This window comes from Streptomyces sp. NPDC001513 (assembly GCF_042894695.1).
In the GTDB taxonomy this organism is placed as follows: Bacteria; Actinomycetota; Actinomycetes; order Streptomycetales; family Streptomycetaceae; genus Streptomyces.
Genome location: NZ_JBIAVU010000002.1, coordinates 162068 through 187257, shown reverse-complemented (window position 1 = coordinate 187257; position 25190 = coordinate 162068). Strand labels below are relative to the sequence as shown.

Here is a 25190-nt window from a genome sequence, read left to right as displayed (position 1 = left end):
CCTGCGCATGGCTCAGATGCCGTCGTCGGCGCACAGCGCCCAGGCGTCGGAGTAGGTGTTCGGGGAGCTGGGGGCTCCGGTGTGGGTGAAGGCCGACCAGTACGAGGCCGTGGTGGTCCCGTCCGTGACCGGGTTGCCCCCGGAGTCGCTGGGGTAGCTGCCGTTGAGGTGGTCGCCCTGGGAGCCCGGCCCGGTGAAGTTCGTGGTCGTGACACTGCCTCCGCTGATCGCGGCGCCGCCGCTGACCAGCTTGCCGTCGTTCTGGCCGCAGCCGACGGTCACGGTGGCGCCGCTGGTGCCGGCGGTGGGGCCGCTGACCTCGGAGAAGCGGACCTTGACGGTGGTGCCGCTGATGTTGATGTTGTTGCCGCTGCAGATGGCGTACGCGTACGTGGTGTTGCCGCTGTCACCGCCGCCGCCGTTCCAGCCCACGGCGCTCCAGGAGTCGGGGTTGGTCTCGCCGTTGGCCGCCGCCTTCTGGCCGAAGGCGTGGGCGGAGTCGTTGAAGGTGGGGAAGCTGGCGATCGGCTTGAGGCTGCCCACGCTGGCCGGGGTGATGCGGGCGCCGCCGCCGAGCAGCCGGGTGTTGGCCGGGCAGGTCGCGGTGACGAGGCCCACCGTCGAGGGGGCGGTGGGTCCGGCGACCTTGTTCATCACCACCTGGGTGTGGTTGATCAGGCTGCTGCTGAAGCACATTGCATACGGGGTGCTGGAGAAGGAGGCGTTGACCGCGCCGCCGCTGCCGCCGATGCCCAGCCAGTACGTCACGTCCGTGCCGACGACCCCGGTGGAGCCGAGGTACTCGGTGCTGCCGTCGGGGCTCGGCGAGGTGCCGTTGATCTTGTTGCCGTTCGACGAACTGCCGGTGCCGATGGCCTGGTTGATACCGCCGCCGGAGATCAGGCCGCTGCTGCAGGCCGCGTTGGTGGAGATCTCGGCGAAGGCGGATCCGGGGCCCGCGGTGGCCCCGGGGGTCTTCACGGTCACGCCGACCGTGTTGGCGTAGGCGATTCCCGGTATGGACAGGGCCAGCAGGGCGCTCACGACCAGAGCCTTCCCCGCGGCGGGGCGCCGCAGCAGCATGTTCCTCGTGTTCCTCATCGGAAAAGTCCCTTTCGGAGTGGATCTCGGCTTGGAGGCGGCCCGGGGCGCACGGAGGAGTCGCGGTGCGGGCGGGGCCGTGGGGGAGCGCCAGGGGCACCCCTGCGAGCGCGGCGGCGAAGGGGGTGGGGAAGCCGGGCGGACCAGGTCGTGGACCGCCGTGAGCTGACGGGCATGCGGATTGCGCCTGCGGAATGTATCAGTCAGATAAGCCTGCAAGTGAGGCGGATTCCCGGAATTAACCTGGCAACTGCGGTACTCACCAGTAGCGCGGTCCGGGGCGTGCCGGAGCGCGGCGGCAGCGATGCGGGAGCGCGGTGGCGACGAGCCGAGAAGGTGGGAGGCCGCGAGGGCAAAGAAAAAGTGGCGAGGAGGTGGAACCACTCCTTGCCACTCTCAACTTATAGCGCACCGGGGGGCTTGCGGCAAGGCCCCCGCCCTGAGGCAGACTTCGCGGACCGAGCTCCGACCTGCTGAAACGGGAGATCCACCACGTGTGTGTGCTGTTGTCGAGTTGTCCGTCGTACGACCTCGGATCGGAGCTGATGCCGTGAACTCCCTGACCACAACCAGCGCGTTCGACCTTCCCGAGCGCCTCTCCGGCAAGGCCGACGCGGCGCTGATCGACCGCGACGAGCAGCACTTCGCGGCGATCTCGGAGAGCCTCGCGCAGTCGATCGCCGAACTGTCCGACCGCCTGGAGGCCGCGCGCAAGGCGCCCGGCGGCATCGGCCGCGAGGCGATGGACCGGGACGCGGAGATCCACCGCCTGACGAGTCGCCTGCGCACCCTGCGCCGCTTCGGCCTGGACCTGTGCCTGGGGCACGTCGTCGGCGCGGACGACGCCGAGCCCGTGTACATCGGACGCCTCGGCCTCACCGACAGCACCGGGCACCGGCTGCTGATCGACTGGCGTTCCCCCGCGGCCGAGCCGTTCTTCGCGGCGACGCACGCGCATCCGATGGGGCTGGCGAGCCGCCGCAGGTACCGCTGGACCCGCGGCCGGATCAGCGACTACTGGGACGAGGTGTTCACCGCCGACGGGCTCGAAGGGCACGCCGCGCTCGACGACCAGTCCGCCTTCATCGCCAGCCTGGGCACCAACCGCTCGCCGCGGATGCGCGACGTGCTCTCCACCATCCAGGCCGACCAGGACGCCGTCATCCGGGCGGGCTCCCGCGGCGCCCTCGTCGTCGACGGCGGACCGGGCACCGGCAAGACCGTCGTCGCCCTGCACCGGGCCGCGCACCTGCTCTACTCCGACCCCCGCCTCGGCCACCGCCGCGGCGGCGTGCTCTTCGTCGGTCCGCACGAGCCCTACCTGGCCTACGTCGCCGACGTCCTGCCCAGCCTCGGCGAGGAGGGCGTCCAGACCTGCACCCTGCGCGACCTCGTCACCGAAGGGGCCGCGGCCGCGGTCGAGACCGACGCGCACGTGGCCCGGCTGAAGTCGTCCGCCGGCCTGGTGAAGGCGATCGAGGCGGCCGTCCGCATTTATGAGGAGCCGCCCACCGAGGGCATGGAGGTCGAGACGCCCTGGTCCGACCTGTGGCTGAGCGCCGACGACTGGGCGGTGGCGTTCGACGCGGTGGAGTCCGGCACCCCGCACAACGAGGCGCACGACCAGATCCGGGAGGAACTGGCCACGATCCTCATGGACAAGGACGACAGCGACGCCCCGCCCCACCTGCTGCGGAGGGCGCTGCTCCAGGACCGGGAGCTGCTCAAGGCCCTCCACCGGGCCTGGCCGATGCTCGAGGCGACCGACCTCGTCGCGGACCTGTGGTCGGTGCCCGCCTACCTGCGCAAGTGCGCTCCCTGGCTGGGCCCCGACGAGGTGCGCGCGCTCCGGCGCACGGACACCCACCCCTGGACGGTGTCCGACCTGCCGCTCCTGGACGCGGCCCGGCAGCGGCTCGGCGACGCGGAGGCCTCCGTACGCAGGCGCCGGCACGACGCGGCCGTCGCCGCCGAACGCGCGCGCCGGTCCGACGCCATCGACAGCCTGCTGCAGAACGTCGTGCTCGACGAGAGCGAGGGCGCGGTGGGGATGCTGCACGGAGCGGACCTGCAGGACACCCTGGTCGACGAGAGCGCGCTGCCGCGCACCGAACCGGACCTGCTGGCCGGCCCGTTCGCCCACATCGTCGTCGACGAGGCCCAGGAACTGACCGACGCGGAGTGGCAGATGCTGCTGCTGCGCTGCCCGTCCCGGAGCTTCACGATCGTCGGCGACCGCGCCCAGGCCCGCCAGGGGTTCACGGAGTCGTGGCGGGAACGGCTCGAACGGGTCGGGCTCGACCGGATCGACGTGGCCTCCCTGACCGTCAACTACCGCACGCCGGAAGAGGTCATGGCGTACGCCGAGCCGGCTATCCGCGCCGCGCTTCCGGACGCCAACGTGCCGACCTCCATCCGCGGCAGCGGCATCCCCGTCGCGCACGGCTCCGTCGCGGAGCTGGACTCGGTCCTCGACACCTGGCTCGCCGCGCACGCCGAGGGGGTCGCCTGTGTCATCACCACGGGCGACGTCGGCGACGTCGGCGGCGACGGCGCGGTCCGGCCGACGTCGCGCGTCCGGTCGCTGACGCCGGAACTGACGAAGGGGCTCGAATTCGACCTCGTCGTCCTCATCGACCCGCAGACGTTCGGCGAGGGCGTCGAGGGAGCCGTCAGCCGCTACGTGGCGATGACCCGCGCGACACAGCAGCTCGTCATCCTCACGAGTTCCTAGGTCCTCATGGGTGCCGGACGGACCGCCGGGGCGTGGGCGGCGGCCCGTCCACGGCCCCCGTGCCGGGTCAGCGGCCGGGTGCCATGTCGTAGGTGACCCACATGGTGCGGGTGGCCACCTGGTCGTACTTCGACCGCGCGCGGTGGTTGTCGTCCGCGGTGATCCAGCGGACCACGCTCCAGCCGCGCTCGGCCGCGAGCGCGCGCAGGGCGCCGAGCAGCTGGTCGGCGGCGCCCGAGCCGCGGTGCTCGGGCGCCACGAACAGGTCGTCGAGGAAGCAGCCGACCGTCGCGGAGAGCGGCCGGGCGAAGGGACGGTAGTGGGCCAGGCCGAGGAGGCGGCCGGAGCCGTCCTCGGCGACCAGGGCGCCGACCTCGTGGCCGGGGTCGGTCACCCAGGACCACACGGTGGCGGCGGCCTCCTCGGTCTGCTCCACCTTGTAGAAGTCGGCGTAACCGCGGTAGAGGGCGCGCCACTGGGCGAAGTCCTCGGCCCGTACGGCACGCACGTTGATGTCGGACATGTGGCGGGGCTCCCGTGATCGAAGGAACGCGGTGGGGAGGAGCGCACGCGCTCCTCCTCCGGGTGCAGGGAACCGATCATGCGGGAGCCGGGCGGCCGGGTCAGGTGCCGGGGTGGAGCACGACGGGCCGCCGGGGTGCCACGGTGGACGGGTGGCCCACCGCGCCACTCTGCTAGAGCCGTCCGGACGGGACCCGGCGGTGCGGGTCAGGCGGGCGGCTGGACGATGTTGACCATCCAGATGATGCCGAAGCGGTCCGTGCACATGCCGAAGACGTCTCCCCACATCTGCTTCTCCAGCGGGACCGTGACCGTGCCGCCGGCGGAGAGCTTGGACCAGTAGCCGCGCAGTTCGTCGGCCTCGTCGCCGCTCACGCTCACCGAGATGTTGTTCCCGGGCTGGTTCTCCGACCCCGGCGGGTTGTCGGCGCCCATGAGCGTGAAGCCGTGGTCGGTCTCGAGCATGCTGTGCATGATCATGTCGTCGGAGCCCCCGGCCTCCTTCCCGCTGCCGAAGTCACCGTACGTGTTCACCGTCAGGGTGCCGCCGAAGACCCCCTTGTAGAAATCCATGGCCTGCCGGGCATTGCCGTTGAAACTGATGTACGGATTGAGGCGAGAAGGCACGGGATTTCCCCTTCGCAAAGATGTGGCAGTTTTTTGCCAGATTAGGCGAAGCCCCGCCGAGGGCACGGCCCGCCACCGCACAATCACGGCGGCGTCCGCATAATGGGTGGAGGTATCGACGGGCGGAAGGGGTCGTCTCGTGCCATCGGCTCGGCCGGGGGGCGAGGAGGCTCACGGCCCGTTCTGGTCCGAGCCGGGGACGCTGCTGGAGCACGTGCGCGTGGCCGTCTTCGGCATCGACGACCGCGGCCTCGTCTGCTACTGGGGGCCCGGCGCGGGGGAGCTCTTCGGGTACGACTCCGCCGCCATCCTGTCGAAGCCCGCCGCCCTCCTCTTCGCCGACGAGATCCGGGGCGAATCCGTCTCCGGCGCCCGGCTGGCGGAGAACGGCCGGACCCTCGGGTACTGGAGGGGCCAGCTGGCGGCCCGGCACCGCGACGGCACGGCCTTCGACTGCGGCTTCCGGGTCTTCCCCGTCACCGGAGCCGGCAGCGGTCCGGTGGTGATGGGCCTGGCGAGCCGCAGCGACGAACTCGACCGCGTCAAGACCAACCTCGCCTTCCTCGACGCCCTCTTCGAGACCTGCCCGATCGGTCTGGTCATGCTCGACCCGGACCTCCGGTACGTTCACCTCAACCAGGTGCTCGCCGACATGGACGGCCTGCCGATCGAGGCGCACCTCGGGCGCCGCATGGACGAGATCATGATCATGTCCGACGGGGGCGAGTACGAGCGCATGCTCCGCGCCGTGGCCCGGGGCGGCGAACCGGTCGTCGGGGCGCTGGTGGGCACGCGCCCGCAGGGGCATCCCGACCGTGACCAGGTGCGGTCGGTGAGCTTCTTCCCCCTGAGCGAGGCGGTCGGCTCGCGCCCCGGGGTGGGCGGACTGATGGTCGACGTGACGGACCGGGAACAGGCCATCCTGGAAGCCACCGCCAGCCGCCGGCGGCTCGCCCTGCTGGACGGCGCCTCCACGCGCATCGGGACCACCCTCGACGTGAACCAGACGGCCCAGGAACTGGTCGACGCGTCGATGCCGGACTTCTGCGACGGCGCCGTGGTCGAGGTCGTGGAATGGATGGACGAGTCGGAGGACTTCGACCCGGCGCGGCCCCTGTACACCCGCAGGATCGCCTCCGGGACGATCCTCCCCGGGTCGGCGATCGAGCTCGTGAGCGGCGTCGACAAGGTCCGGTACCCGCCCGGCTCCGTCATGCACGACATGCTGGCCACCGGACGCGCCGTCTCCGCCGTGGTCGACGAGGAGTTCCTGGCCCGGACCGTCGCCATCGAGTCGCGCGCACGCCTCTTCGCCGAGAGCGGGGTGGCCGGGGTCCTCGTCGCCCCGCTCATCGCCCGCGGCACCGTACAGGGCATCGCCATGTTCGGCCGGTCCGCGGACCGGCCGGCCTTCACCCAGGACGACGTCAACCTCGCCGGCGAGCTCGCCTCGCGCGCCGCGATCTGCCTCGACAACGCCCGTCTGTACTCCCGCGTCCAGGACATCGCCCTCACCCTGCAGCGGGCGCTGCTGCCCACCGCCCTGGCGAGCAGCCCGTACGTGGACGTGGCCCACCGGTACGTGCCCGGCAGCCGGATCACCGAGGTCGGCGGAGACTGGTACGACGTGATCAACCTGTCCGACGGGCGGGTCGCGCTCGTGGTGGGCGACGTGATGGGGCACGGCGTGACGGCGGCCGCCGCGATGGGCCGCCTCCGCATCACCACCCAGGCCCTGTCCCGGCACGACAGCGAGCCCGACGACCTGCTCGCCGAGCTCGACGCATGTGCCCGGGAGAGCGACATCGAGCTCGCGACCTGCCTGTACATCGTCTACGACCCGCGCAGCGGACGCGCCCGCATCGCCAGCGCCGGCCACCCGCCGCCCCTGGTGCTCCACCCGGACGGCACCGTGGAGACCATCGGCGAGGTACTCGGCGTCCCGCTCGGCGTCGGCGGCTGCCCTTTCCGGGCGACGGAGGTCGAACTGCCGAAGGACGCGATCCTCGTCCTCTACACCGACGGCCTCATCGAAGCGCGCGGCCGGGACATCGAGGCCGGCCTGGACGCCCTGCGCACCGAACTGGCCGGGGGCCGCGGCTCGTTGGAGGAGAGGGCGGACCGCGCCCTCGCCGGCCTGCTGTCCGCCCCGCCGACCGACGACACCGTCCTCGTCCTCGCCCGGGTCCACCGCACCCCGTGAACGCGGACTACGATCACCCGACGGCAGGAGCGGCCCCCGCCGAAGCGCGACAGCCGTAGTGGGGGCTGCCGTACCCCACGGCCGAGGAGACCGCACTTGTCCGACTCCGACGAGATCACGCGCTGGTTGTCCGCGCACGCACTGCCCCTCACCACCCTGTCCGCCGGCGAACCGTACGAGGACCTCCAGCCGTTGCGCGAGGTCCTGAAGGGCGTGCGCGTCGTCGGCCTCGGTGAATCCACGCACGGCACACGGGAGTTCTTCCTGCTCAAACACCGGCTGCTGGAATTCCTGGTACGCGAGATGGGATTCAGGGCGCTGGCGATGGAAGCCAGTGAATCGGCGGCCCTGGCCGTGGACGCGTATGTGGCGGGCGGCGCGGGCGATGCCGGGCGACTGGTCTCCCGGCTGGACTTCTGGACCTGGCGGACCCACGAGATCCTCGCGATGGTCGAGTGGATGCGGGAACACAACCGCACGGTCCCGGCCGCCGAGCGGGTGCGCTTCGTCGGCATCGACCCGCAGCGCTGCGCGGATTCCGCCGCCGCGATCGGCGCCTTCCTGGAGCGGGCCGCGCCCGCGACCGCCGCGTCCGTACGGGAGAGCCTGCGCTCGCTCGCCGCCTCCCGGCCCGGGGCGCGGCCGGACCGGGCCCGGCGTCTGTACGAGGAGGCGGGTGAGCTGGCCGGCTTCCTGGAGGAGCACCGGGCGGGCCTCGCCGCCCGCACGAGTCCCGAGGCGGCCGACGACGCGCTCCGGCACGCGCGGATCCTGGTCCGCTGCGCCGATCTGATCACCCGGCCGCTGGACCCCGGCCCCGGCGAGGAGAGCCTGTACGCCGTCCGGGACCGCCACATGGCCGGGGCGGTCGACGCGCTGGTGGACGGCACCGGCGACCGGGTCGCCGTATGGGCGCACAACGGGCACATCGCGAAGGGCACGTACGGGGCCGGGGTGCCCGCACTCGGGAGCCTGCTGCACCGCCGCCACGGCGAGGCCTACTACGCACTCGGCCTGCTCTTCGGGAAGGGCCGGTTCCGGGCCCGCCGGGGCATCGGCTCCACCGGCCCGGCGGTCCGGCACCGCATCGGCGGCGCCGGCCGCTCGGTCGAATACCGGCTGGCGGCCGCCGCACCGGGCGACTACCTGGTCGACCTGCGGGGCGGGGAGGCGAAGGCGGCGCCCGCCGTGCGGAAGTGGCTGCACGGGCCCGGCCTCCAGCGCAGTTTCGGCGCCAACGTCCCCCGGTTCACCTACCGTTTCCACGTCGCACCGCTCGTACCCGCCGAGGAGTACGACGGCCTCGCCTTCGTGGCGAAGTCGACCTGCTCCCGCCCCCTGGCCTGATCCCACGCCCACAGGGGCCGCGCTCGCGGTCGACCGCATCGCCCCCGTCAGTGGTGTGCGTCACAGTTGAGGGAAGCGGCAGCACGTACCCCGCGTCCGAGGTGATCTCCATGAGGTACGCGATCCAGGCCGAAGGTCTGGCGAAGCGGTTCAAGCAGACCCGTGCCCTGGCCGGTGTGGACCTCCAGGTGCCGGCCGGCAGCGTCCTCGGCCTGCTCGGCCCCAACGGCGCGGGCAAGACCACCGCCGTCCGCATCTTCGCCACCCTCCTGCAGCCGGACGCCGGGCGCGCGGAGATCGGCGGGTACGACGTCGTGCGGCAGGCGGGCCGGGTCCGGGCGTTGATCGGGCTGACGGGCCAGTACGCAGCCGTGGACGAGAACCTCACCGGCACGGAGAACCTGCTGATGATCGGGCGGCTGCTCGGCCTGCCGCGCGGCCAGGCCCGGGCCCGGGCGGCGGAACTGCTGGGCCGCTTCCAGCTGAGCGACGCGGCGGGACGGGCCGCCAAGACGTACTCGGGCGGCATGCGACGACGTCTCGACCTGGCGGCCAGCCTGGTGGGGCGGCCCCGGATCCTCTTCCTGGACGAGCCGACCACCGGTCTCGATCCGCACAGCCGCGGCGAGGTCTGGGACATGCTGCGCACCCTCGTCGCGGAGGGGGTGACGGTCCTGCTGACCACGCAGTATCTGGACGAGGCGGACCGGCTGGCCGACAACATCGTCGTGATCGACAAGGGCCGGGTGATCGCCAACGGCACGCCCGACGGGCTGAAGTCGCAGGTCGGCGGCCAAGTGCTTCAGCTCAGGCCGGCCCATGCCGCCGACCTCGGCCCGGCGCACGCCCTGCTCACGGAGGAGGCGGGCCCCCAGGCCAAGATCGAGGGCGACGAGATCACCGTGCCCGTCAAGGACCCGGAGCTCATGCCGAGCGTGGTGCGCCGACTGGACCAGGCGGGCATCGCCGTGGCCGAGCTGACCCTGCGGCGCTCGTCCCTCGACGAGGTGTTCATGGTCCTGACCGGCCACCGGGCCGAGCCGGAGCCCGAGGAGGGCGAGGGCGACGACGAGCAGTACGCGGCCGCGGGGAGCCTGTCATGACCACCGCCTCCACCTCCCTGACCGACACCCTCGGAGGCAGCGGCCGGGTGCACCCCCTGGCGGCCCTGCGGCAGACGGGGACGCTGGCGTGGCGCAGCCTGGTCTCCGTCAAGCACAACCCGCTGGAACTCGTCGACTACAGCATTTCGCCGATCATGTTCGTGTTCCTGTTCACCTACGTCTTCGGCGGACAGATGGCCGGATCCCCGCAGGAGTACCTCCAGTACGCGCTCGCCGGGATCATCGTCCAGAACACGCTCTTCATGAGCACGTACACCGCCATGGCGTTGAACACCGACCTCACCAAGGGCGTCTTCGACCGCCTCCGCAGTCTGCCCATCGCCCGCGGGGCGCCACTGTTCGGCCGCATCACGGCCGACCTGGCCAAACAGCTCTGGGCGATGCTCCTGATGATCGGCCTCGGCGCCCTGCTGGGCTTCGAGGTCACCGGGGGCGCCGCGGGCTTCTTCGGCGGGCTCCTGCTGCTGCTGACCTTCGCCGCCGCCGTCGCGTGGACGGCGGTACTGATCGGGATGCTGGCCGGCGACGCGGAGAAGGTGCAGGTCTTCGCCTTCACGCTGATCTTCCCGATCACCTTCACGAGCAGCGCGTTCGTGGAGGTCGACACGATGCCCGGCTGGCTCCAGGCCTGGGTGAACGTCAACCCCGTCACTCACCTGTCGGACGCCTTCCGGGGCCTGCTGCTCGGCACCCCGGCAGGCGAGGCGATCATGTGGTCCCTGGTCTGGGCCGCGGGCATCGCCGTGGTCTTCATGCCCCTGGGCATGCGCGCGTACCGTTCCAGGGCCTGAGGAAGCGGGCTCCGGAGCGGAGGCGCGGTGTTCGCGGGCTCAGCTCGCGGCCGGGGCGAGCAGGACGAAGTCCGCGTTCGACGGGTCGAGGCAGACGGCGAGCCGGCCGACGCCCTCGGCGTCCTCCGGGCCCATCTGCACGCTGCCACCGTTCCCGGTGACCCGGGCGACCGCGGCGTCGCAGTCGTCGACGGCGAAGACCGGGTGCCAGTACGGCCGCCCGCCCGTCAGGGCGAGGTGCTCCTCGGGCAGCTCCATGAGGCCGCCGTGCATGCGTTCCTCGGGAAGCCCGGCGGGGGTGATGAGGGAGTACGTGCCCCCGCCGCCCGGCAGCGGCATGTCGCTGAACCGCCAGCCGAAGAGACCGCCGTAGAACTCCTTGGCGGCCGCGGCGTCGCTCGTGTACAGCTCCGTCCAGGACAGCGACCCCGGCTCGTCCACCAGCTGGACCCCGCTGTCCTTGCCCGGCTGCCACACGGCGAACTGGCCTCCCAGCGGGTCGTCGTACTGCGCCATCCGCCCCCACTCGTCGAGGTCCCTCGGCGGCACGCGCACCCTGCCGCCGGCGCTCTCGACGGCCCGGGTCGCGGCGTCCGCGTCGGCGACGCTGTAGTAGATCATCCAGGCCGGGCGGGCTCCCTCCTCGGTGAGCTTGCCGAGCCCGGCGACGATCTTGCCGTCCTTCCGGAACATCCCGCCTTCCATCTCCTCGCTCTCGCCCATGGACTCGTAGTCCCACCCGAGCACGGCGCCGTAGAAGGCCGCGGCGGCGGGGACGTCGGGAGCGCCGAGGTCGATCCAGCAGGGGGAGCCGGGGACGAAGTCAGTGGTGATCATGGTCGATCCCTTTCGCTACTGGAGCTCGGACAGGTCGACCGAGTCGGCGGGGGCGGGGGGCTTGACCCGGACGGGCTCGTCGAAGGCGGAGAAGGAGGCCTCCACCCGCTCGCCGGACGCGTCGGTGCCCTGGATGCGCAGGAGGTACGGCTCGTCCTCGGTGGACACCTGGTAGCTGCCCGTCCGGTCGTCCTGCCGGCTGTTGACGGTGATGGCCGGCCGGCCGTCGACGGTGGTCCGCGCACCCTTGTCGAGCTGTTCGTTCGCCGGTTTCGAGGCGAACTCCTTCTTGTAGAAGTCGAGATCGCAGAATTCGGCGAAGTCGCTCAGCACCGGGCTGCTCGTGGTGCCGTGCAGATAGCGGCCGTTGATGAGCGCGATCGCGTCCTCGGCCGTACCGCCCGGCACTTGGGCCCGCAGCAGCTCGTCGTCCAGCTTCATCCACACGTCGTCGCCGCGTTTGACGACGTCGGCCGTGCCCGTACCGCCGGGAGGGGTGACGGTGCCGACGCAGTTGCCCCGCGCGTCGAACCGGAGGTCCAGAGCGGTGGTGCCCGCCCCGTCGGTCACCTTGGCCGCCATGCGCATCGACGTGAGCCCCGACATGGCCTCGCGGGCGGCCGCCGCGATGGCCGGGGCGCTCTTGTCGGCGATGCCGTTGTCATCGGCCCTCGCGGCGCCTGTGATCGGGCCCGCGAACACCAGCAGAGTGACGGTTCCGGCGGCCGCGCATCGGGCCGCTGCTGCCCGGGGTGCAGACATCGGGCATCACCTCCCTCTGGCAGCGTAGGTCCGCGCGGCGGCGGGCGCAGTCCGGGCGGCCGCCGCCCTCTCGTGCCGCCCGCGCGATTGCTGCAGAGTGGGCGTCCGCACCCCACACGACCCAGGGAGTTCCGCCGTGGCCACGACCTCCGAGACACCGGGGACGACGCCCGCCGACCCGGCTGCCGTCCGGATCGAGAGCGACGGCCCGGTCCGTACGGTGATCCTCAGCCGCCCCGGCGTCCGCAACGCGGTCGACGGCCCGACCGCGGCCCGACTCGCCGATGCCTTCCGTGCGTTCGAGGAGGACGAGGAGGCGTCCGTCGCCGTGTTGTGGGGCGAGGGCGGTACGTTCTGCGCGGGCGCGGACCTCAAGGCCGTCGGCACCGACCGCGGCAACCGGGTCCTGGCCGAGGGCGACGGGCCGATGGGCCCCACGCGGATGCGCCTGACCAAACCGGTGATCGCCGCGGTCAGCGGCCACGCGGTGGCGGGCGGGCTCGAACTGGCCCTGTGGTGCGACCTGCGCGTCGCCGAGGAGGACGCGACCTTCGGCGTGTTCTGCCGGCGCTGGGGCGTGCCGCTGATCGACGGCGGTACGGTGCGGCTGCCGCGCCTGATCGGCGAGAGCCGCGCGATGGACCTGATCCTCACCGGCCGCCCCGTGACCGCCGCCGAGGCGTACGGGATCGGGCTGGTCAACCGCCTCGTACCGGCCGGGGAAGCCCGCCGGGCGGCGGAGCGGCTGGCCCACGAGATCGCCGGGTTCCCGCAGTTGTGCCTGCGGCACGACCGGCTCTCCGTACGGGAACAGCACGGGCTGGGCGAGGCGGAAGCCCTGGCCGCCGAGTACCGGCACGGCCTCGTTCCGCTCGCCGCGGGGGAGACCCAGGCAGGCGCCGACCGGTTCGCGGGCGGCGCCGGGCGGCACGGCTCCTTCACCGGCTGAGCCGCGCGGCCCCCGGCCGGTGTGCGGGGGCATCATGGGCGTGTGAACGGGTTCCCGACCACCGGGGGCGGAGCCGGTGTCCCCGGATTCCTCGGGGTGGCTCCCACGCCCCGGACCGCCGTCGTGTGGCTTCCGCCGGCCGGACTGTGGCCCCCCATCCAGAGCATCCGGGCCGAGCACGACCCCCAGATCCGCCGCTGGCCCCCGCACGTGAACCTGATCTTCGGCTTCGTCCCCGAGGACGAGTTCGCCGGGGCGGCCCCCCTGCTGGCCGCCGCGGCCGCCGGCATCCGGCCGTTCTCCGTCCGCCTGAGCGGAGTGCGCACCTTCCGGCACCGCGCCTACGCCACCGTGTGGCTGGACCCCGCCGCGGCCGGCCCGGCCCCCTGGACGGCGCTCCAGGAGGCACTGGTGGAGCCCTTCCCCGCATGCCGGGGCCGGTTCCCGTCCTTCACGCCGCACCTGTCACTGGGGCGCACCCACGACCCGCGGCGGCTGGCCGCGGAGTGCGCGGCCCGACTGGACGGCATGGCGGCGCGGGTCGACGCGATCGTGCTGCTCGCCCGCAGGGGCGAGGAGCCCATGCGGCCCCGCGCCACGATCCGACTGGGCACGGGCGCACTCCACTGGCACGGCGATCAGCCCTACTCGGCGTGATCCGGGCCGTGGCCCCGGCCGTGATCCCCGCCGCGCCCCCCGTCGTGATCCCGGTCGCGGTCCTCGCCGGGCTCCTCGCCCGCGACGAGGAGTTCACCCACCGTCTCCGTGAGGACGGCGCGGGCCGACGCCGGCATGCCCGCGTCGGTCACGAACCAGTCGGCCCGGTCCAGCGCGGCGAAACCGCTGAGCCCGACCACCCCCCACTTGCTGTGGTCGGCCACGACGGCGATCCGGCGGGCCGAGGCGACCAGGGCCCGGTTGGTCTGGGCCTCCGTGAGGTTGGGTGTGGTCAGCCCCGCCTCCTCCGCCACCCCGTGGGCCCCGAGGATCAGCAGGTCCACATGGAGGGAGCCGATCACCAGGTCCGCGAGCGGGCCGACCAGCGCGGCCGAGGGGGTGGGGGAGCCGCCGGTGAGCAGCAGGGTGGGGGCCGTGCCCGCGCCGTCGCGGCCGGCGGCCCGCACCAGATCGGCCACCGGGAGGGAGTTGGTGACGATCGTGAGCCGCGGGACGCCGAGCAGCCGGGTGGCGACCGCGTGCGCGGTGGTGCCGCCCGAGAGCGCGACCACGCTGCCCGGTTCCACCAGGGTCGCGGCCGTGTCCGCGATGGCGGCCTTGGCGGCCGCCTCCAGATCGGACTTGGCGTCGAAGCCGGGCTCGTGCCCGCTGGCCCCGGTGGTGGCGACGGCCCCGCCGTACACCTTCTCCACGGCGCCGCGCCGGGCCAGGGCGTCCAGGTCCCGGCGGATCGTCATGTCCGAGACGCCGAGCTGTCCGACCAGGTCCGCCACCCGTACCGAGCCGTCGCGCCGGACGGCGTCGAGGATGAACGCGCGTCGCTGATGGGCCAGCTGCGCGGCCTGCTGCTCGGCCACGAGGTCACTCCCGGGCATCTGGGGAATCCACTCAGAAAGCAACAACATAGCACGCACAATGCTGTTGATTTGTTTTGGAAACTGTTTAGTCTTGGCGGGTGAAGAAGACCCTCACGCACCTCGCGGACGGCCGCGAACTGATCTACTTCGACAACGACGAGGGCGCCGTACGCGACGCCCCCGACCTGCGCCCCCTCGACCGCGTGCGCAGCCACCCGGAACTGCGCCGGGACGAGGCGACCGGTGACTGGATCACGATTGCCGCCCACCGGCAGGGCCGGACCTACCACCCGCCGGCCGGGGAGTGCCCGCTCTGTCCCTCCCGGGACGGCCGGCTCGGCGAGATCCCCGCCGCCGACTACGAAGTGGCCGTCTTCGAGAACCGCTTCCCCTCCCTCGCGGGCGAGGCGGGACGCTGCGAGGTCGTGTGCTTCACCCCGGAGCACGAGGCCGGATTCGCCGATCTCACCCCGGCCGCCGCCCGGCTGGTCCTGGACGCGTGGACCGACCGCACCGCGGAACTCTCCGCCCTCCCGGGCGTCGAGCAGGTGTACTGCTTCGAGAACCGGGGCGCCGAGATCGGGGTGACCCTCGCCCACCCGCACGGCCAGATCTACGCCTTCCCCTTCGTCACGCCGCGCACCGCCAAGATGACCGCCGCCGCGGCCGCCCACCGCGCCGCCACCGGACGCAACCTCTTCGAGGACCTGCTCGCCGGTGCCCGCGCCGCCACCGAGCGGGTGGTGACCGCCGGGGAGCACTGGACCGCCTTCGTGCCGTACGCCGCCCGCTGGCCGTACGAGGTGCACCTCCACCCGCACCGCCGCGTCCCCGACCTGACCTGCCTCACCGAGGCCGAGCGGGCCGAGTTCCCGGGCATCTACCTGGACCTGCTGCGCCGCTTCGACCGGCTGTTCCCCGTACCCGGGCGGCCGGAGGGACCGCCTCCCACGCCGTACGTCTCCGCCTGGCACCAGGCGCCGCGCACCCAGGGCGAGGAACTGGCGCTGCACCTGGAGCTGTTCACCATCCGCAGGTCTCCCGACAAGCTCAAGTTCCTCGCCGGAACGGAGTCCGGAACGGAAGCCTTCATCAACGACGTGGCCCCCGAGGAGGCCGCGCGGCGACTTCGGGAGGCCCTGTCGTGAACGGGACCGTGCGGCAGGACGACGACAGCCGGGCCGAGCGGGTGGCGGACACCTTCCGGAGGCTCTACGGCGGCTCCCCGGACGGGGTGTGGGCGGCGCCGGGCCGGGTCAACCTGATCGGCGAACACACCGACTACAACGACGGCTTCGCCCTCCCGATGGCCCTCCCGCAGACCACCCTGCTCGCCGCCCGCGCCCGCACCGACGGCCGGCTGCGGCTGCACAGCGCGCAGGGCGACGGCCGGATCACGGACCTGGCCGTGGCCGGGCTGGCCCCGGGCGCCGTGAAGGGCTGGACCGGCTACCCGGCCGGTGTGGTCTGGGCCCTCGCCGAGGCGGGCCACCCGGTCGGGGGCGCCGACCTCCACTTCGACAGCACGGTGCCCACCGGCGCCGGGCTCTCCTCCTCCGCCGCGCTGGAGTGCGCGGTCGCCGTCGCGTACGACGAGCTGTACGCACTGGGGCTGCCCGGGCCCGAACTGGCCCGGACCGCCCAGCGCGCGGAGAACGGCTTCGCCGGAGTCCCCTGCGGGATCATGGACCAGATGGCCTCCGTCTGCTGCACCGCCGAGGCCGCCCTCCACCTCGACGCCCGCACCCCGGAGGACCACGCGCAGGTGCCCTTCGACCTGCGGGGGCAGGGGCTGCGGCTCCTGGTGATCGACACCCGCGTCACCCACGACCTCGGGGACGGGGCGTACGCGGCCCTGCGCGCAGGGTGCGAACGCGCGGCCGCGCAGCTCGGCCTGCCCGCCCTGCGCGACCTACTCACCGGGGAACTCGCCCGGGCCCTGGAGGCCCTGCCGGCGGAACTCGCCCCGCTGGTCCGCCACGTGGTGACCGAGAACGCCCGGGTCACCGAGGCCGTCTCCCGGCTGCGGGAGGGGAACGCCGCCGCGCTCGGCCCGATCCTCACCCAGGGCCACGCCTCCCTCCGCGACGACTACCGCGTCTCCTGCCCGGAGACCGACCTCGCCGTGAGCGCCGCGCTGAGCGCCGGGGCACTCGGCGCCCGGATGACCGGAGGCGGCTTCGGGGGCTCCGTCATCGCACTGGTGGAGGACGGCCGGGAGGGAGCCGTGGCCGCCTCGGTCACCGCCGCCTTCGGGTCCGCCGGCCACCGCCTCCCGCACATCCTGGAGGTCACTCCCGCCGCGGGCGCCCGCCGCCTCGCACCGGCCCCCGGGACGCGATAGCGCGGGACCGGGGCCACCGGCCCGGGGCGAGGGGTCCCGGGCCGATGGCTCCTCACTCCTGCGGCGCGTCGGTCCTGCGCAGGTACGGCAGCCGGGCCAGGGGCGCGTCGATCCGGACGGTGGCCGGGCCCTCGTACGACCGGCCGTCGTCGGCCAGCCACGTGCCCGGCGGGATCACGACCTCGCGCCCGACCGCGCCCCTGGTCACCACCGGAGCCACCATCAGGCCGTCGCCCAGCATGAACTGGTCGGTGACCGCCGCGTACCCGCGGTGCGGGAAGGCCCATTCGAGGGGGCGCTGGATCGGCTCGCCCGTGGCCGCGGCGTGCCGGGCGAGCGCGAGCAGCTCCGGTGCGAACTGCGTGTGGAGGCGGGCGGCCGCACGGACGATCGCGAGGCCTTCGGGGGAGAGCACGCGCCACGGCGCCGTGGAGAACTGCATCATCGGGGACAGGGCGGCGATCTGGGCGTAGCGGACGAACAGCTCCTCGTCGAATCCCTCGCCGTCCTCACCCGGGACGAAGCGGAACTCGCCGCCGCCGATCATGTCGGGGCAGGTGAAGGCGTGTCCGGTCAGGGCCTGGGCCAGGGCGTTCGGGATCAGGCTCGCCAGCCCGAAGCGTCCCTCCCACAGGTGGTACTTGTCCTGCTGGCGCTGCGCGAGCGGCAGGCCCGCCGCGCGCCACGCGTCCCGGAACTCGTTGAGGGGCCAGTCGGCCCCGAAGCGGTTCCACGCGTGCGTGTAGGCCTCCGGGTCCGCGCACCCGAGCGAACGCCACCAGGGCGCGTCACCGCCGTCGAACTTGAACCCGTCGACGCCGATGTCGTCCCGCAGGGCTTCCAGACGGCTGGTCAGCCATGCCCGGGCCCGCGGATCGAGCAGGTCGAGGCCGGCGCTCCAGCCGTTCCACCACCAGGCCACCGCGGCCCGCCCGGCCGCGCCGGTTCCGCGGTCGCGGACCAGCAGGCCCAGGTCGCCCAGCTGCCGTGCGGTGGGGGAGTCCGGGGTCACGTAGGGGACGAGCCACAGCATCACCGTGAAGCCGAGCCGGTGGAGCTCGGCGACCATGCCCGCCGGATCGGGGAAGCGGCCGGGATGGAAGGTCCAGTCCCCGTAGTCGTTGCTCCACCTGTCGTCGATCATCAGCACGCCGGGCGGGAAGCCCTCCGCGAGCAGGCGTTCCGCGTACGCCAGCACCTTCTCCCGGGTCGGCTCGAAGACGGTCTCGATCCACAGGTTGTACTGCGGTGCGGCGAAGAGGACCGGGTCCGGCATCGTGCCGGACGGAGGGTGGTGGCGGGCGAGCGCGTGGCGGTAGGCCCCGCGCAGATCGCCGTGGCCCTCGCCGTGTTCGACGACCGCGTCCGGTTCGTGCGTCCGCACGGTCAGCCGGCCGTCGGAGAGCGTGAAGGTGAAGGTGTGATCGCTGTGCACCCAGCGGCCGCGGTCGGAGAGCAGGAGCGGCATGCCCTGGTTGGCCAGCACGTCGCGCAGGTCGAAGGTGTAGCCGTCGGGGTACGGCATGTGCCGCCCCTCGGCGACCGCCCCTCCCCACCAGTGTTCCCCGTCGAGGAGGGGGAGTTCGAGTGTCGTCATGGCTGTGGGGTTCCTCCGGTGAGAAGGGGCGGTGCCTCGCGCTACGCGCTACTTGACGGTGAAGCCCTGTTCCCTGCCGTACGCCTTCACCCGGTCCTGCCAGGTGGCCAGCGCGCCCGGCAGGTTCCCGCCGGGCTGCAGGGCCTGGCCGACGGAGTCCTTGAAGACGCTGTTCGCGTACACCTGGAACGGCAGGTACTGCCAGCCGGGGCGCACGGCCTTCGACATGTCGGCGAAGACCTCGTTCGGCTTGGCGCCGGGGAAGAACGGGACCGCGGCCCCGCGGAAGCCGGGGTCGTCCAGCAGCACCCTGGTCGCGGGGAACAGACCGACCTCGGAGTTGAGCGACCTGACGGCTTCCGGATCCGAGCCCAGCCACTGGGCGAAGGCGACCGAGGCCTCCTTGTTCCGCGCCTGCGTGGTGACCGCGACCGACGAGCCGCCGTTCTCCGCGCTGACACCGCCCGGCATGGGAGCGACCGACCACTGGCCGGCGCTCTGCGGGATGTTCTGCTCCAGGACCGCCGGCGCCCAGGCGCCGGCCAGCCAGGTCGCGTACCTTCCGGAGGCCATCGACTTCCACCACTCGTCGTTCCAGCTCGCGGTGGAGTCGACCAGCTTGTTCTCGATCAGCGGGCCCCAGGTGCCCGCGTACGCCTTGGCCCCGGCGTCGTTCGCGAGATCGACGGTGACGTCGGTGGCGCCGTCCACGGTGTACGGCTTGCCGCCGGACTGCCAGATCAGGCTGTTGGACGTGCCCGCGTCGCCGGGGTCGACGTAGGTGATCCGGACGTTCGGATCGGCGTCGTGGATCTTCCGGGCCAGTGCGCCGTACTCCTCCCACGTGCTCGGCGGGGTCGCACCGAACCGGTCGAGGACGTCCTTGCGGTAGAACATCGCCATCGGGCCGGTGTCCTGCGGTATGCCGTAGATCCCACCGGCGACGCTGACCTGGGACCAGGCCGAGCCGGCGAACTCGTCCTTCAGCCCGGCGGCGCCGTAGTCGGCGAGGTCGACCAGCGACTTGGTCATCGCGAACTGGGGGAGTGCGAAGTACTCGACCTGTACGACGTCGGGCGCGCCCGTGCCCGCCTTGAGGACGGTGGTCAGCTTGGTGTACTCGTCCTTGGACCGGCCCGCGTTGACCAGGTTGACCTTGATCTTCGGGTACTTCTTCTCGAACAGCGCGACGGTCTTGTCGATGTTCGGGACCCAGGTCCAGAAGGTGATCTCGGCCGGCCGGTCCAGTGCGGCCCGCACGGCCGCGGGGTCGGCCTTCCGGCCGTCGTCGGAGCTGCCCGAGCCGCCGCCGCATGCGGTGAGGGGGAGGGCGAGGGCGAGGGCCGCGAGGACGGCCGCGGTGCGAGTGCGAGTGCGAGTACGGGTGCGGGTGTGGGCCGACGGCCGCGGGGATCTGCGCATGGCGAATCCTTTCGTTCCGGACGGGGACGACCGGACGTGGATGAGGGGTGGGCGGTGGGGCTACTGCTTGACGCCGCCGGCGGCCAGTCCCGACTGCCAGAACCGCTGGAGGAAGAGGAACGCGACGATCAGCGGGACGACCGCCAGCAGGCTGCCGGTGATCACCAGCGGGAGGATGGGCGTGGCACCGGCGCCGGCTCCGCCCTGTGCGAGCGAGTCCCACTGGCGCAGCCCCACAGTGAGGGGGAACAGTTCCGGGTCGTTGAGCACGATCAGCGGGAGGAAGTAGTTGTTCCAGGTGGCGACCAGGGTGAACAGCAGCACGGTGACGAAGCCGGGGGCCAGCAGGCGCAGCGCGATGGTGAGGAAGATGCGCAGTTCACCGGCGCCGTCGAGGCGTGCGGCCTCCAGCATCGCGTCGGGTACGGCCTCGGTGGCGTACACGCGCATCAGGTAGAGCCCGAAGGGACTGGCGAGGGAGGGCAGCAGGACCGCCCACGGCGTGTCGACGATGCCCATGTCGCTGAAGAGCAGGTACGTGGGCACGGCGAGTGCGGACGCGGGGATCGAGATCGCGCCGATGACGACGGCGGACAGCACCCGGCGGCCCGCGAACTCGTACGTGGCGAGGGCGTACCCGCCCAGCGTCGCGATGACCGAGGCCCCGCCCGCCCCGACCACCGAGTAGAGGAGGGTGTTGCCGAACCAGCGCAGGTAGATCCCGCCGTCGTAGGTGAAGACGTCCCGGACGTTCTCGAACAGGTGGAAGCCGTCCCCGAACCACAGGCCGGGCGAGTCGAAAAGGGTCTGGTTGGACTTCGTCGCGCTGATGGCGAGCCAGCACAGGGGGATCAGCGTGTACGCGAGCATCAGGCCCATGGCCACGGTCAGCGGCGTGGACGGCCGGCCCGGACGGCGTGCGGAGGTCACAGCATGCGCTCCCGTCGGGCGGTCGTGCGCTGGACCCCGTACGCGACGAGCACGGTGACCAGGCCGAGCAACACGGCAACGGCGGCCGAGTAGTTGAACTGGCGTCCGTCGAAGGCGAGGCTGTACGCGTACATGTTGGGGGTGTAGTTGGTGGAGACGGCGGCGGGCGCCAGGGACTGGAGCACGCTCGGCTCGTTGAAGAGCTGGAAGCTGCCGATCACCGAGAAGGTCGTGGCCAGCAGCAGGGCCGGGCGCAGGGCCGGCAGCTTGATGCTGAACGCCTTGCGGAAGGCGCCGGCGCCGTCGACCTCGGCCGCCTCGTACAGCTCCGCGGGGATGGACCGCAGCGCGGCGTAGAGGATCAGCATGTTGTAGCCGACGTACGACCAGGTGACGATGTTGCCGATCGACGCGAGCATCCAGTTCCCGGAGAGCAGGTCGGGGACCTCGGTGTGCAGGAGCGCGCCGATCTCGCCGGCCAGGCCGAAGCGGTCGCCGTAGAGGTAGCCCCACATCAGGGCCGCGACCACGCCGGGAACGGCGTACGGGACGAAGATGCCGATCCGGAACAGCCCCGGCGCGCGCAGCCGGCCACTGTCGATCGCGAGGGCGGCCGCCAGCGCGAGACCGAGCATGAGCGGCACCTGGATCGCGAAGAAGAGTGCGACGCGGGCGAGACCGGCATGGAACAGGTGGTCCCCGAACGCCTTCGTGTAGTTGTCCAGCCCGGTGAAGACCCTCCCGCCGATCATGCGCTCCTGATAGAGGCTCAGGTTGACCGAGTACACCAGCGGGGCGACGACTCCGATGACGAAGAGGCAGAGGAACGGCAGGAGGAACGCATGGGCGGTGAGGTTGCGCCGAACAGCGCCGCGTTTCAAGGGAAGGACCTCCGATGCGTGTTAGCGCCAACATGGCGGCGCGGTTCGGAAGTGTGTCGACAGCTCCCTGAGGGTGTCAAGAGTTTTGGCCAAGCCTTCTGGTGGATCGTCAGTTAGCTTGATTTTCAAGGGATTTGGAGCGTCCGAAGGGTGGCGGTCGGCTCGCCGATCCGTACGGAACCGCTCGCCAACCTGTTGACTAACGCGCCATGTTCGCGCAAACATGACGACGGTCGGGAAGACGCCCCGGGCCTCACCGTGCGAGAGGAACTGCACCATGGCGAAGGATGGGCAGCGGCCACGCAAGCCCCGTTCCCCGGCCGCGGACCGCCCCAGACCGCCGTCGATGGCGGACGTCGCGGCCATGGCGGGAGTCTCGGCGCAGACCGTCTCCCGCGTGCTCAACGCGACGGCCCGTGTCGACGAGGCGACCCGTGACCGGGTCGTCCGCGCCGTCCGCATGCTCGGGTACCGCCCCAACACCGCCGCCCGGGCGCTGGCCACCGGCAAGTTCAGGATGATCGGCGTCATCAGCTTCGACCTCACGGCGCACGGAAACGCGCGCACGCTGGAGTCGATCGTCTCCGCCGTGCAGTCCACCGAGTACTCGGTCAACGTGGTGGTCCCGCAGGCACAGACCCAGGAAGCGGTGCTGGAGGCGTTCCGGAGGCTGAGCGGGCACGCGGTCGACGGGGTCATCGTGAACGAGGCGCAGATCCTCACCGGTTCGCTGATGCTCCCCTGGGGGCTTCCGGTCGTGGTCGTCGACGGCGGCGAGGACCACCGCTACCCCGGCGTCCACACCGACCACGCGGCCGGTGCGGAGATCGCCGTCACCCACCTGCTGGGGCTCGGCCACACCACGGTGTGGCACCTGGCGGGTCCCCGGGACTCCCACCCCGCGCGCCGCCGCGCCGAGGCGTGGCAGCGCGCGCTCCGGGCGGCGGGCGCGCCGGTCCCACAGGCCGTCCACGGCGACTGGAGCGCCGAGAGCGGCTACCGGGCGGGCCGGGAACTCGCCGGCCGGACCGAGGTCACCGCGGTGTTCGCCGCCAACGACCAGATGGCGCTCGGCCTCGTCCGCGCGCTGCGCGACGCGGGGCGCGCGGTCCCGGAGGACGTGAGCGTGATCGGCTTCGACAACATCGCCGAATCCGGCTACTTCCTCCCACCGCTGACCACCGTGGACCAGGACCTCACCCGCGTCGGCGCGGCCTGCGTGGACCGGCTCCTGAGCCAGATCGAGGGCGCCGCGTCGACGGACTCGTCCCTCGTGTCGGTCATGCCGACCCTGGTGGAGCGGGACAGCACCGCGCCGCCACGCGTCCCGAACCACCTGAAGGGGCAAGGCAGATGAACTCTCCGGCACACGACCGTGCCCGAACCCCCGGCACGCGAACGGGCGGCCTCGGATTCGGCGGCGACTACAACCCCGAGCAGTGGGACGAGGCCACCCGGGCCGAGGACCTGCGCCTGATGAACGAGGCGGGCGTCAACCTCGTCAACCTCGCCGTCTTCGCCTGGGCCCGCGTCGAACCCTCCCGCGACGCCTACGACTTCCGCTACTTCGACACCGTCATGGACGACCTGGCCGCCCACGGCATCACCGCCGACCTCGCCACCATGACCGCGTCGCCACCCCCCTGGCTCGCCGCCGAGCATCCCGAGATCCTGCCGGTCACCGCCTCCGGAGGGATCCTGTCCCCGGGGGGCCGCCAGCACTTCTGCCCCTCCAGCCCGGTCTTCCGCGACCGCGCCGTCCGCCTGGTCGAAGCCGTCGCCACGCACTACCGCGACCACCCGGCACTGGGGCTCTGGCACGTCGGCAACGAGTACGGCATCCATGTCGCCGAATGCTTCTGCGACACCTCCGCCGCCGACTTCCGACGCTGGCTGACGGCCCGCTACGGCGAGGTCGACGCGCTCAACGAGGCCTGGTCCACCGACTTCTGGTCGCAGCGCTACACCTCCTTCGACCAGATCCTCCCCCCGCGCACCGCACCCACCTACCCCAACCCCTCCCAGCAGCTCGACTTCAAGCGGTTCAGCAGCGACGCGCTGCGCACGTGCTTCACCCTCGAACGCGACGTGCTGCGCCGCGTCACCCCCGACATCCCGGTGACCACGAACTTCCTCGCCGGACACAAGGCGGTCGACGTCCACGCCTGGGCCTCCGAGATGGACGTCCTCGCCCTCGACAGCTACCCGGACCCGCACGGGGACGCGGCGCACATCGGCGCGGCGCTCTCGTACGACCTGCTGCGCGGCGCGGCCGGCGGGAAGCCCTGGCTGCTGACCGAACAGGCCCCCTCCGCCGTCAACTGGCGGGGCCGCAACGGAGGCAAGAGCCCCGGCCGTATGCGTCTGTGGAGCTGGCAGGCCGTCGCGCAGGGGGCGGACGCCGTCATGTACTTCCAGTGGCGGCAGTCCCGCGGTGGCGCGGAGAAGTTCCACTCCGGCATGGTCCCGCACGCGGGGCCCGGGACCCGTGTGCACGCCGAGGTGCGCGAGCTGGGCCGCGAACTGGCCCTGGTGCCCGAGCTGGCCGGCACGCGCGTCCGCAACGAGGTTGCGATCGCGTTCGACTGGGAGAACTGGTGGGCGCTCGAACTCGACTCGCACCCCTCGGACGCCGTGCGCTGCCTCGACCGCGTCCTCGACCACTACGCGCCCCTGTTCGAGGCGGGCATCGGCGTCGACGTCGTACATCCCTCCGCGGACCTCTCGCCGTACAGGCTGCTCGTGCTGCCCAGCCACTACCTGCTGTCCGCCGCGAACGCGGCGCGGATCGGCGCGTTCGTGGCGGACGGCGGCTCCCTGCTCGCGTCCTTCTTCACCGGGGTCGTCGACGAACACGACCGGGTCCACCCGGGGGGCTGTCCCGGTCCGCTGGGCGAGGTGCTGGGCGTACGGGTGGAGGAGTTCTGGCCGGCCGCGGCGGACGAGGCGGTCCCGCTGCGCGCCGTGGCGGCCTCCGCCCCGGCTCCCGTGCCGCCCGCGTCGCTGTGGCGCGAGGACGTGAAGCTCAGCGGCGCCCGCCCCGAACTCCTCTTCGCCGGACCCGACTGGGACGACGACCGCCCGGCGGCCACGGTGCACGCCCACGGCCGGGGGACCGCCCGCTACGTCGCCACCCGCCCCGACCCCGCCACGATGCGGGCCCTCGTCGACCGCGCACTGGCCGACGCGGGAGTCGCCCCCGTCCTGCCCGGCCTGCCCGCCGGCGTCCAGGCGACGATCCGGCACGGCGCCGGCCACGACGTCCTCATCCTGCTCAACCACACCGAGGACAAGCAGGAGGTCGGGCTGCCGGCCGACCGCCGGGACCTGCTCGACGTCCACCGGCCCCTCGTCCGCCGCGTGACCCTCGCGCCGCGGGGCGTCGCCGTCCTCGGCAGCGGCGGCTGAGCGCGCCACCTCACCACTGCCCCACCTCACCACCGCCCCACCGCTCGACCACGTACGTCCCACCCCCCAGGCCTCA

At 72.5% G+C, this 25190-nt stretch carries 21 protein-coding genes; 11 read left to right on the top strand and 10 right to left on the bottom strand.

The window, feature by feature from the left end:
* Positions 1-12 precede the first annotated feature (12 nt).
* Positions 13-1101 (bottom strand): hypothetical protein, encoded by a 1089-nt coding sequence (locus ACFYZ4_RS04550; protein ID WP_351293568.1) that lies wholly within the window; start codon positions 1099-1101, stop codon positions 13-15.
* 550 nt (positions 1102-1651) lie between these two features.
* On the opposite strand from ACFYZ4_RS04550, the gene helR reads away from it, so the two are divergent.
* Positions 1652-3835 (top strand): RNA polymerase recycling motor ATPase HelR, encoded by a 2184-nt coding sequence (gene helR / locus ACFYZ4_RS04545; RefSeq protein ID WP_390783026.1) that lies wholly within the window; start codon positions 1652-1654, stop codon positions 3833-3835.
* A gap of 67 nt (positions 3836-3902) precedes the next feature.
* Here helR and ACFYZ4_RS04540 read toward each other — a convergent pair whose 3' ends face one another.
* Positions 3903-4358, bottom strand: coding sequence for a GNAT family N-acetyltransferase (locus ACFYZ4_RS04540; protein WP_351293572.1), 456 nt, complete (start codon positions 4356-4358; stop codon positions 3903-3905).
* A gap of 206 nt (positions 4359-4564) precedes the next feature.
* On the bottom strand, positions 4565-4984 hold the full coding sequence (locus ACFYZ4_RS04535) for a VOC family protein (protein ID WP_351293575.1): 420 nt from the start codon (positions 4982-4984) through the stop codon (positions 4565-4567).
* Between the two features lie 139 nt (positions 4985-5123).
* On the opposite strand from ACFYZ4_RS04535, the gene ACFYZ4_RS04530 reads away from it, so the two are divergent.
* From ACFYZ4_RS04530 to ACFYZ4_RS04515, 4 genes are all read left to right on the top strand, one after another.
* A complete protein-coding gene (locus tag ACFYZ4_RS04530; protein WP_351293578.1) occupies positions 5124-7187 on the top strand; it encodes a SpoIIE family protein phosphatase in 2064 nt (687 codons plus the stop codon).
* 96 nt (positions 7188-7283) lie between these two features.
* On the top strand, positions 7284-8534 hold the full coding sequence (locus ACFYZ4_RS04525) for an erythromycin esterase family protein (RefSeq protein WP_390783025.1): 1251 nt from the start codon (positions 7284-7286) through the stop codon (positions 8532-8534).
* 110 nt (positions 8535-8644) lie between these two features.
* A complete protein-coding gene (locus ACFYZ4_RS04520) occupies positions 8645-9637 on the top strand; it encodes an ATP-binding cassette domain-containing protein (RefSeq protein ID WP_390783024.1) in 993 nt (330 codons plus the stop codon).
* Positions 9634-10449, top strand: coding sequence for an ABC transporter permease (locus ACFYZ4_RS04515; RefSeq protein ID WP_351293586.1), 816 nt, complete (start codon positions 9634-9636; stop codon positions 10447-10449). Before ACFYZ4_RS04520 ends, ACFYZ4_RS04515 begins: the two co-directional genes overlap by 4 nt.
* Before the next feature lie 39 nt (positions 10450-10488).
* Here the strand turns inward: ACFYZ4_RS04515 and ACFYZ4_RS04510 are convergent, their stop codons facing one another.
* A complete protein-coding gene (locus ACFYZ4_RS04510; protein ID WP_390783023.1) occupies positions 10489-11286 on the bottom strand; it encodes a VOC family protein in 798 nt (265 codons plus the stop codon).
* Positions 11287-11301: 15 nt separating this feature from the next.
* Positions 11302-12048: a hypothetical protein gene (locus ACFYZ4_RS04505; protein WP_390783022.1), complete on the bottom strand. Its 747-nt coding sequence runs from the start codon at positions 12046-12048 to the stop codon at positions 11302-11304.
* A 136-nt stretch (positions 12049-12184) separates the two neighbouring features.
* On the opposite strand from ACFYZ4_RS04505, the gene ACFYZ4_RS04500 reads away from it, so the two are divergent.
* Both ACFYZ4_RS04500 and ACFYZ4_RS04495 read left to right on the top strand, forming a co-directional pair.
* A complete protein-coding gene (locus tag ACFYZ4_RS04500) occupies positions 12185-12997 on the top strand; it encodes a crotonase/enoyl-CoA hydratase family protein (protein WP_351587876.1) in 813 nt (270 codons plus the stop codon).
* 42 nt (positions 12998-13039) lie between these two features.
* Entirely contained in the window at positions 13040-13654 is a 615-nt protein-coding gene (locus tag ACFYZ4_RS04495; RefSeq protein WP_384341366.1) for a 2'-5' RNA ligase family protein, read from the top strand.
* On the opposite strand, the gene ACFYZ4_RS04490 is transcribed toward ACFYZ4_RS04495, so the two are convergent.
* Positions 13642-14550 (bottom strand): DeoR/GlpR family DNA-binding transcription regulator, encoded by a 909-nt coding sequence (locus ACFYZ4_RS04490; RefSeq protein ID WP_351293598.1) that lies wholly within the window; start codon positions 14548-14550, stop codon positions 13642-13644. The two genes, ACFYZ4_RS04495 and ACFYZ4_RS04490, sit on opposite strands and share 13 nt — an antisense overlap.
* 80 nt (positions 14551-14630) lie before the next feature.
* Between ACFYZ4_RS04490 and galT the strand changes: the two genes are divergently transcribed.
* Positions 14631-15680 carry a galactose-1-phosphate uridylyltransferase gene (gene galT / locus ACFYZ4_RS04485; protein WP_390783021.1) on the top strand — a complete coding sequence of 350 codons (1050 nt, stop codon included), beginning with the start codon at positions 14631-14633 and terminating at the stop codon, positions 15678-15680.
* Positions 15677-16876: a galactokinase gene (galK, locus tag ACFYZ4_RS04480; protein WP_390783020.1), complete on the top strand. Its 1200-nt coding sequence runs from the start codon at positions 15677-15679 to the stop codon at positions 16874-16876. Before galT ends, galK begins: the two co-directional genes overlap by 4 nt.
* Positions 16877-16928: 52 nt before the next feature.
* Here galK and ACFYZ4_RS04475 read toward each other — a convergent pair whose 3' ends face one another.
* The 4 genes from ACFYZ4_RS04475 to ACFYZ4_RS04460 are packed head-to-tail and all read right to left on the bottom strand — an operon-like array spanning position 16929 to position 21706.
* Positions 16929-18473 (bottom strand): glycoside hydrolase family 31 protein, encoded by a 1545-nt coding sequence (locus ACFYZ4_RS04475; protein ID WP_390783019.1) that lies wholly within the window; start codon positions 18471-18473, stop codon positions 16929-16931.
* A gap of 48 nt (positions 18474-18521) precedes the next feature.
* Positions 18522-19895 (bottom strand): ABC transporter substrate-binding protein, encoded by a 1374-nt coding sequence (locus ACFYZ4_RS04470; RefSeq protein WP_390783018.1) that lies wholly within the window; start codon positions 19893-19895, stop codon positions 18522-18524.
* A gap of 60 nt (positions 19896-19955) precedes the next feature.
* Positions 19956-20825 carry a carbohydrate ABC transporter permease gene (locus tag ACFYZ4_RS04465; RefSeq protein ID WP_390783017.1) on the bottom strand — a complete coding sequence of 290 codons (870 nt, stop codon included), beginning with the start codon at positions 20823-20825 and terminating at the stop codon, positions 19956-19958.
* A complete protein-coding gene (locus tag ACFYZ4_RS04460; protein WP_390783016.1) occupies positions 20822-21706 on the bottom strand; it encodes a carbohydrate ABC transporter permease in 885 nt (294 codons plus the stop codon). Before ACFYZ4_RS04460 ends, ACFYZ4_RS04465 begins: the two co-directional genes overlap by 4 nt.
* Before the next feature lie 346 nt (positions 21707-22052).
* On the opposite strand from ACFYZ4_RS04460, the gene ACFYZ4_RS04455 reads away from it, so the two are divergent.
* Together ACFYZ4_RS04455 and ACFYZ4_RS04450 are read left to right on the top strand one after the other, a co-directional pair.
* Complete coding sequence (locus ACFYZ4_RS04455; protein WP_384341409.1) at positions 22053-23063, top strand: LacI family DNA-binding transcriptional regulator; 1011 nt, start codon at positions 22053-22055, stop codon at positions 23061-23063.
* Entirely contained in the window at positions 23060-25114 is a 2055-nt protein-coding gene (locus tag ACFYZ4_RS04450) for a beta-galactosidase (RefSeq protein WP_390783015.1), read from the top strand. The genes ACFYZ4_RS04455 and ACFYZ4_RS04450 overlap by 4 nt, the downstream gene beginning before the upstream one ends.
* Positions 25115-25190: the final 76 nt, after the last annotated feature.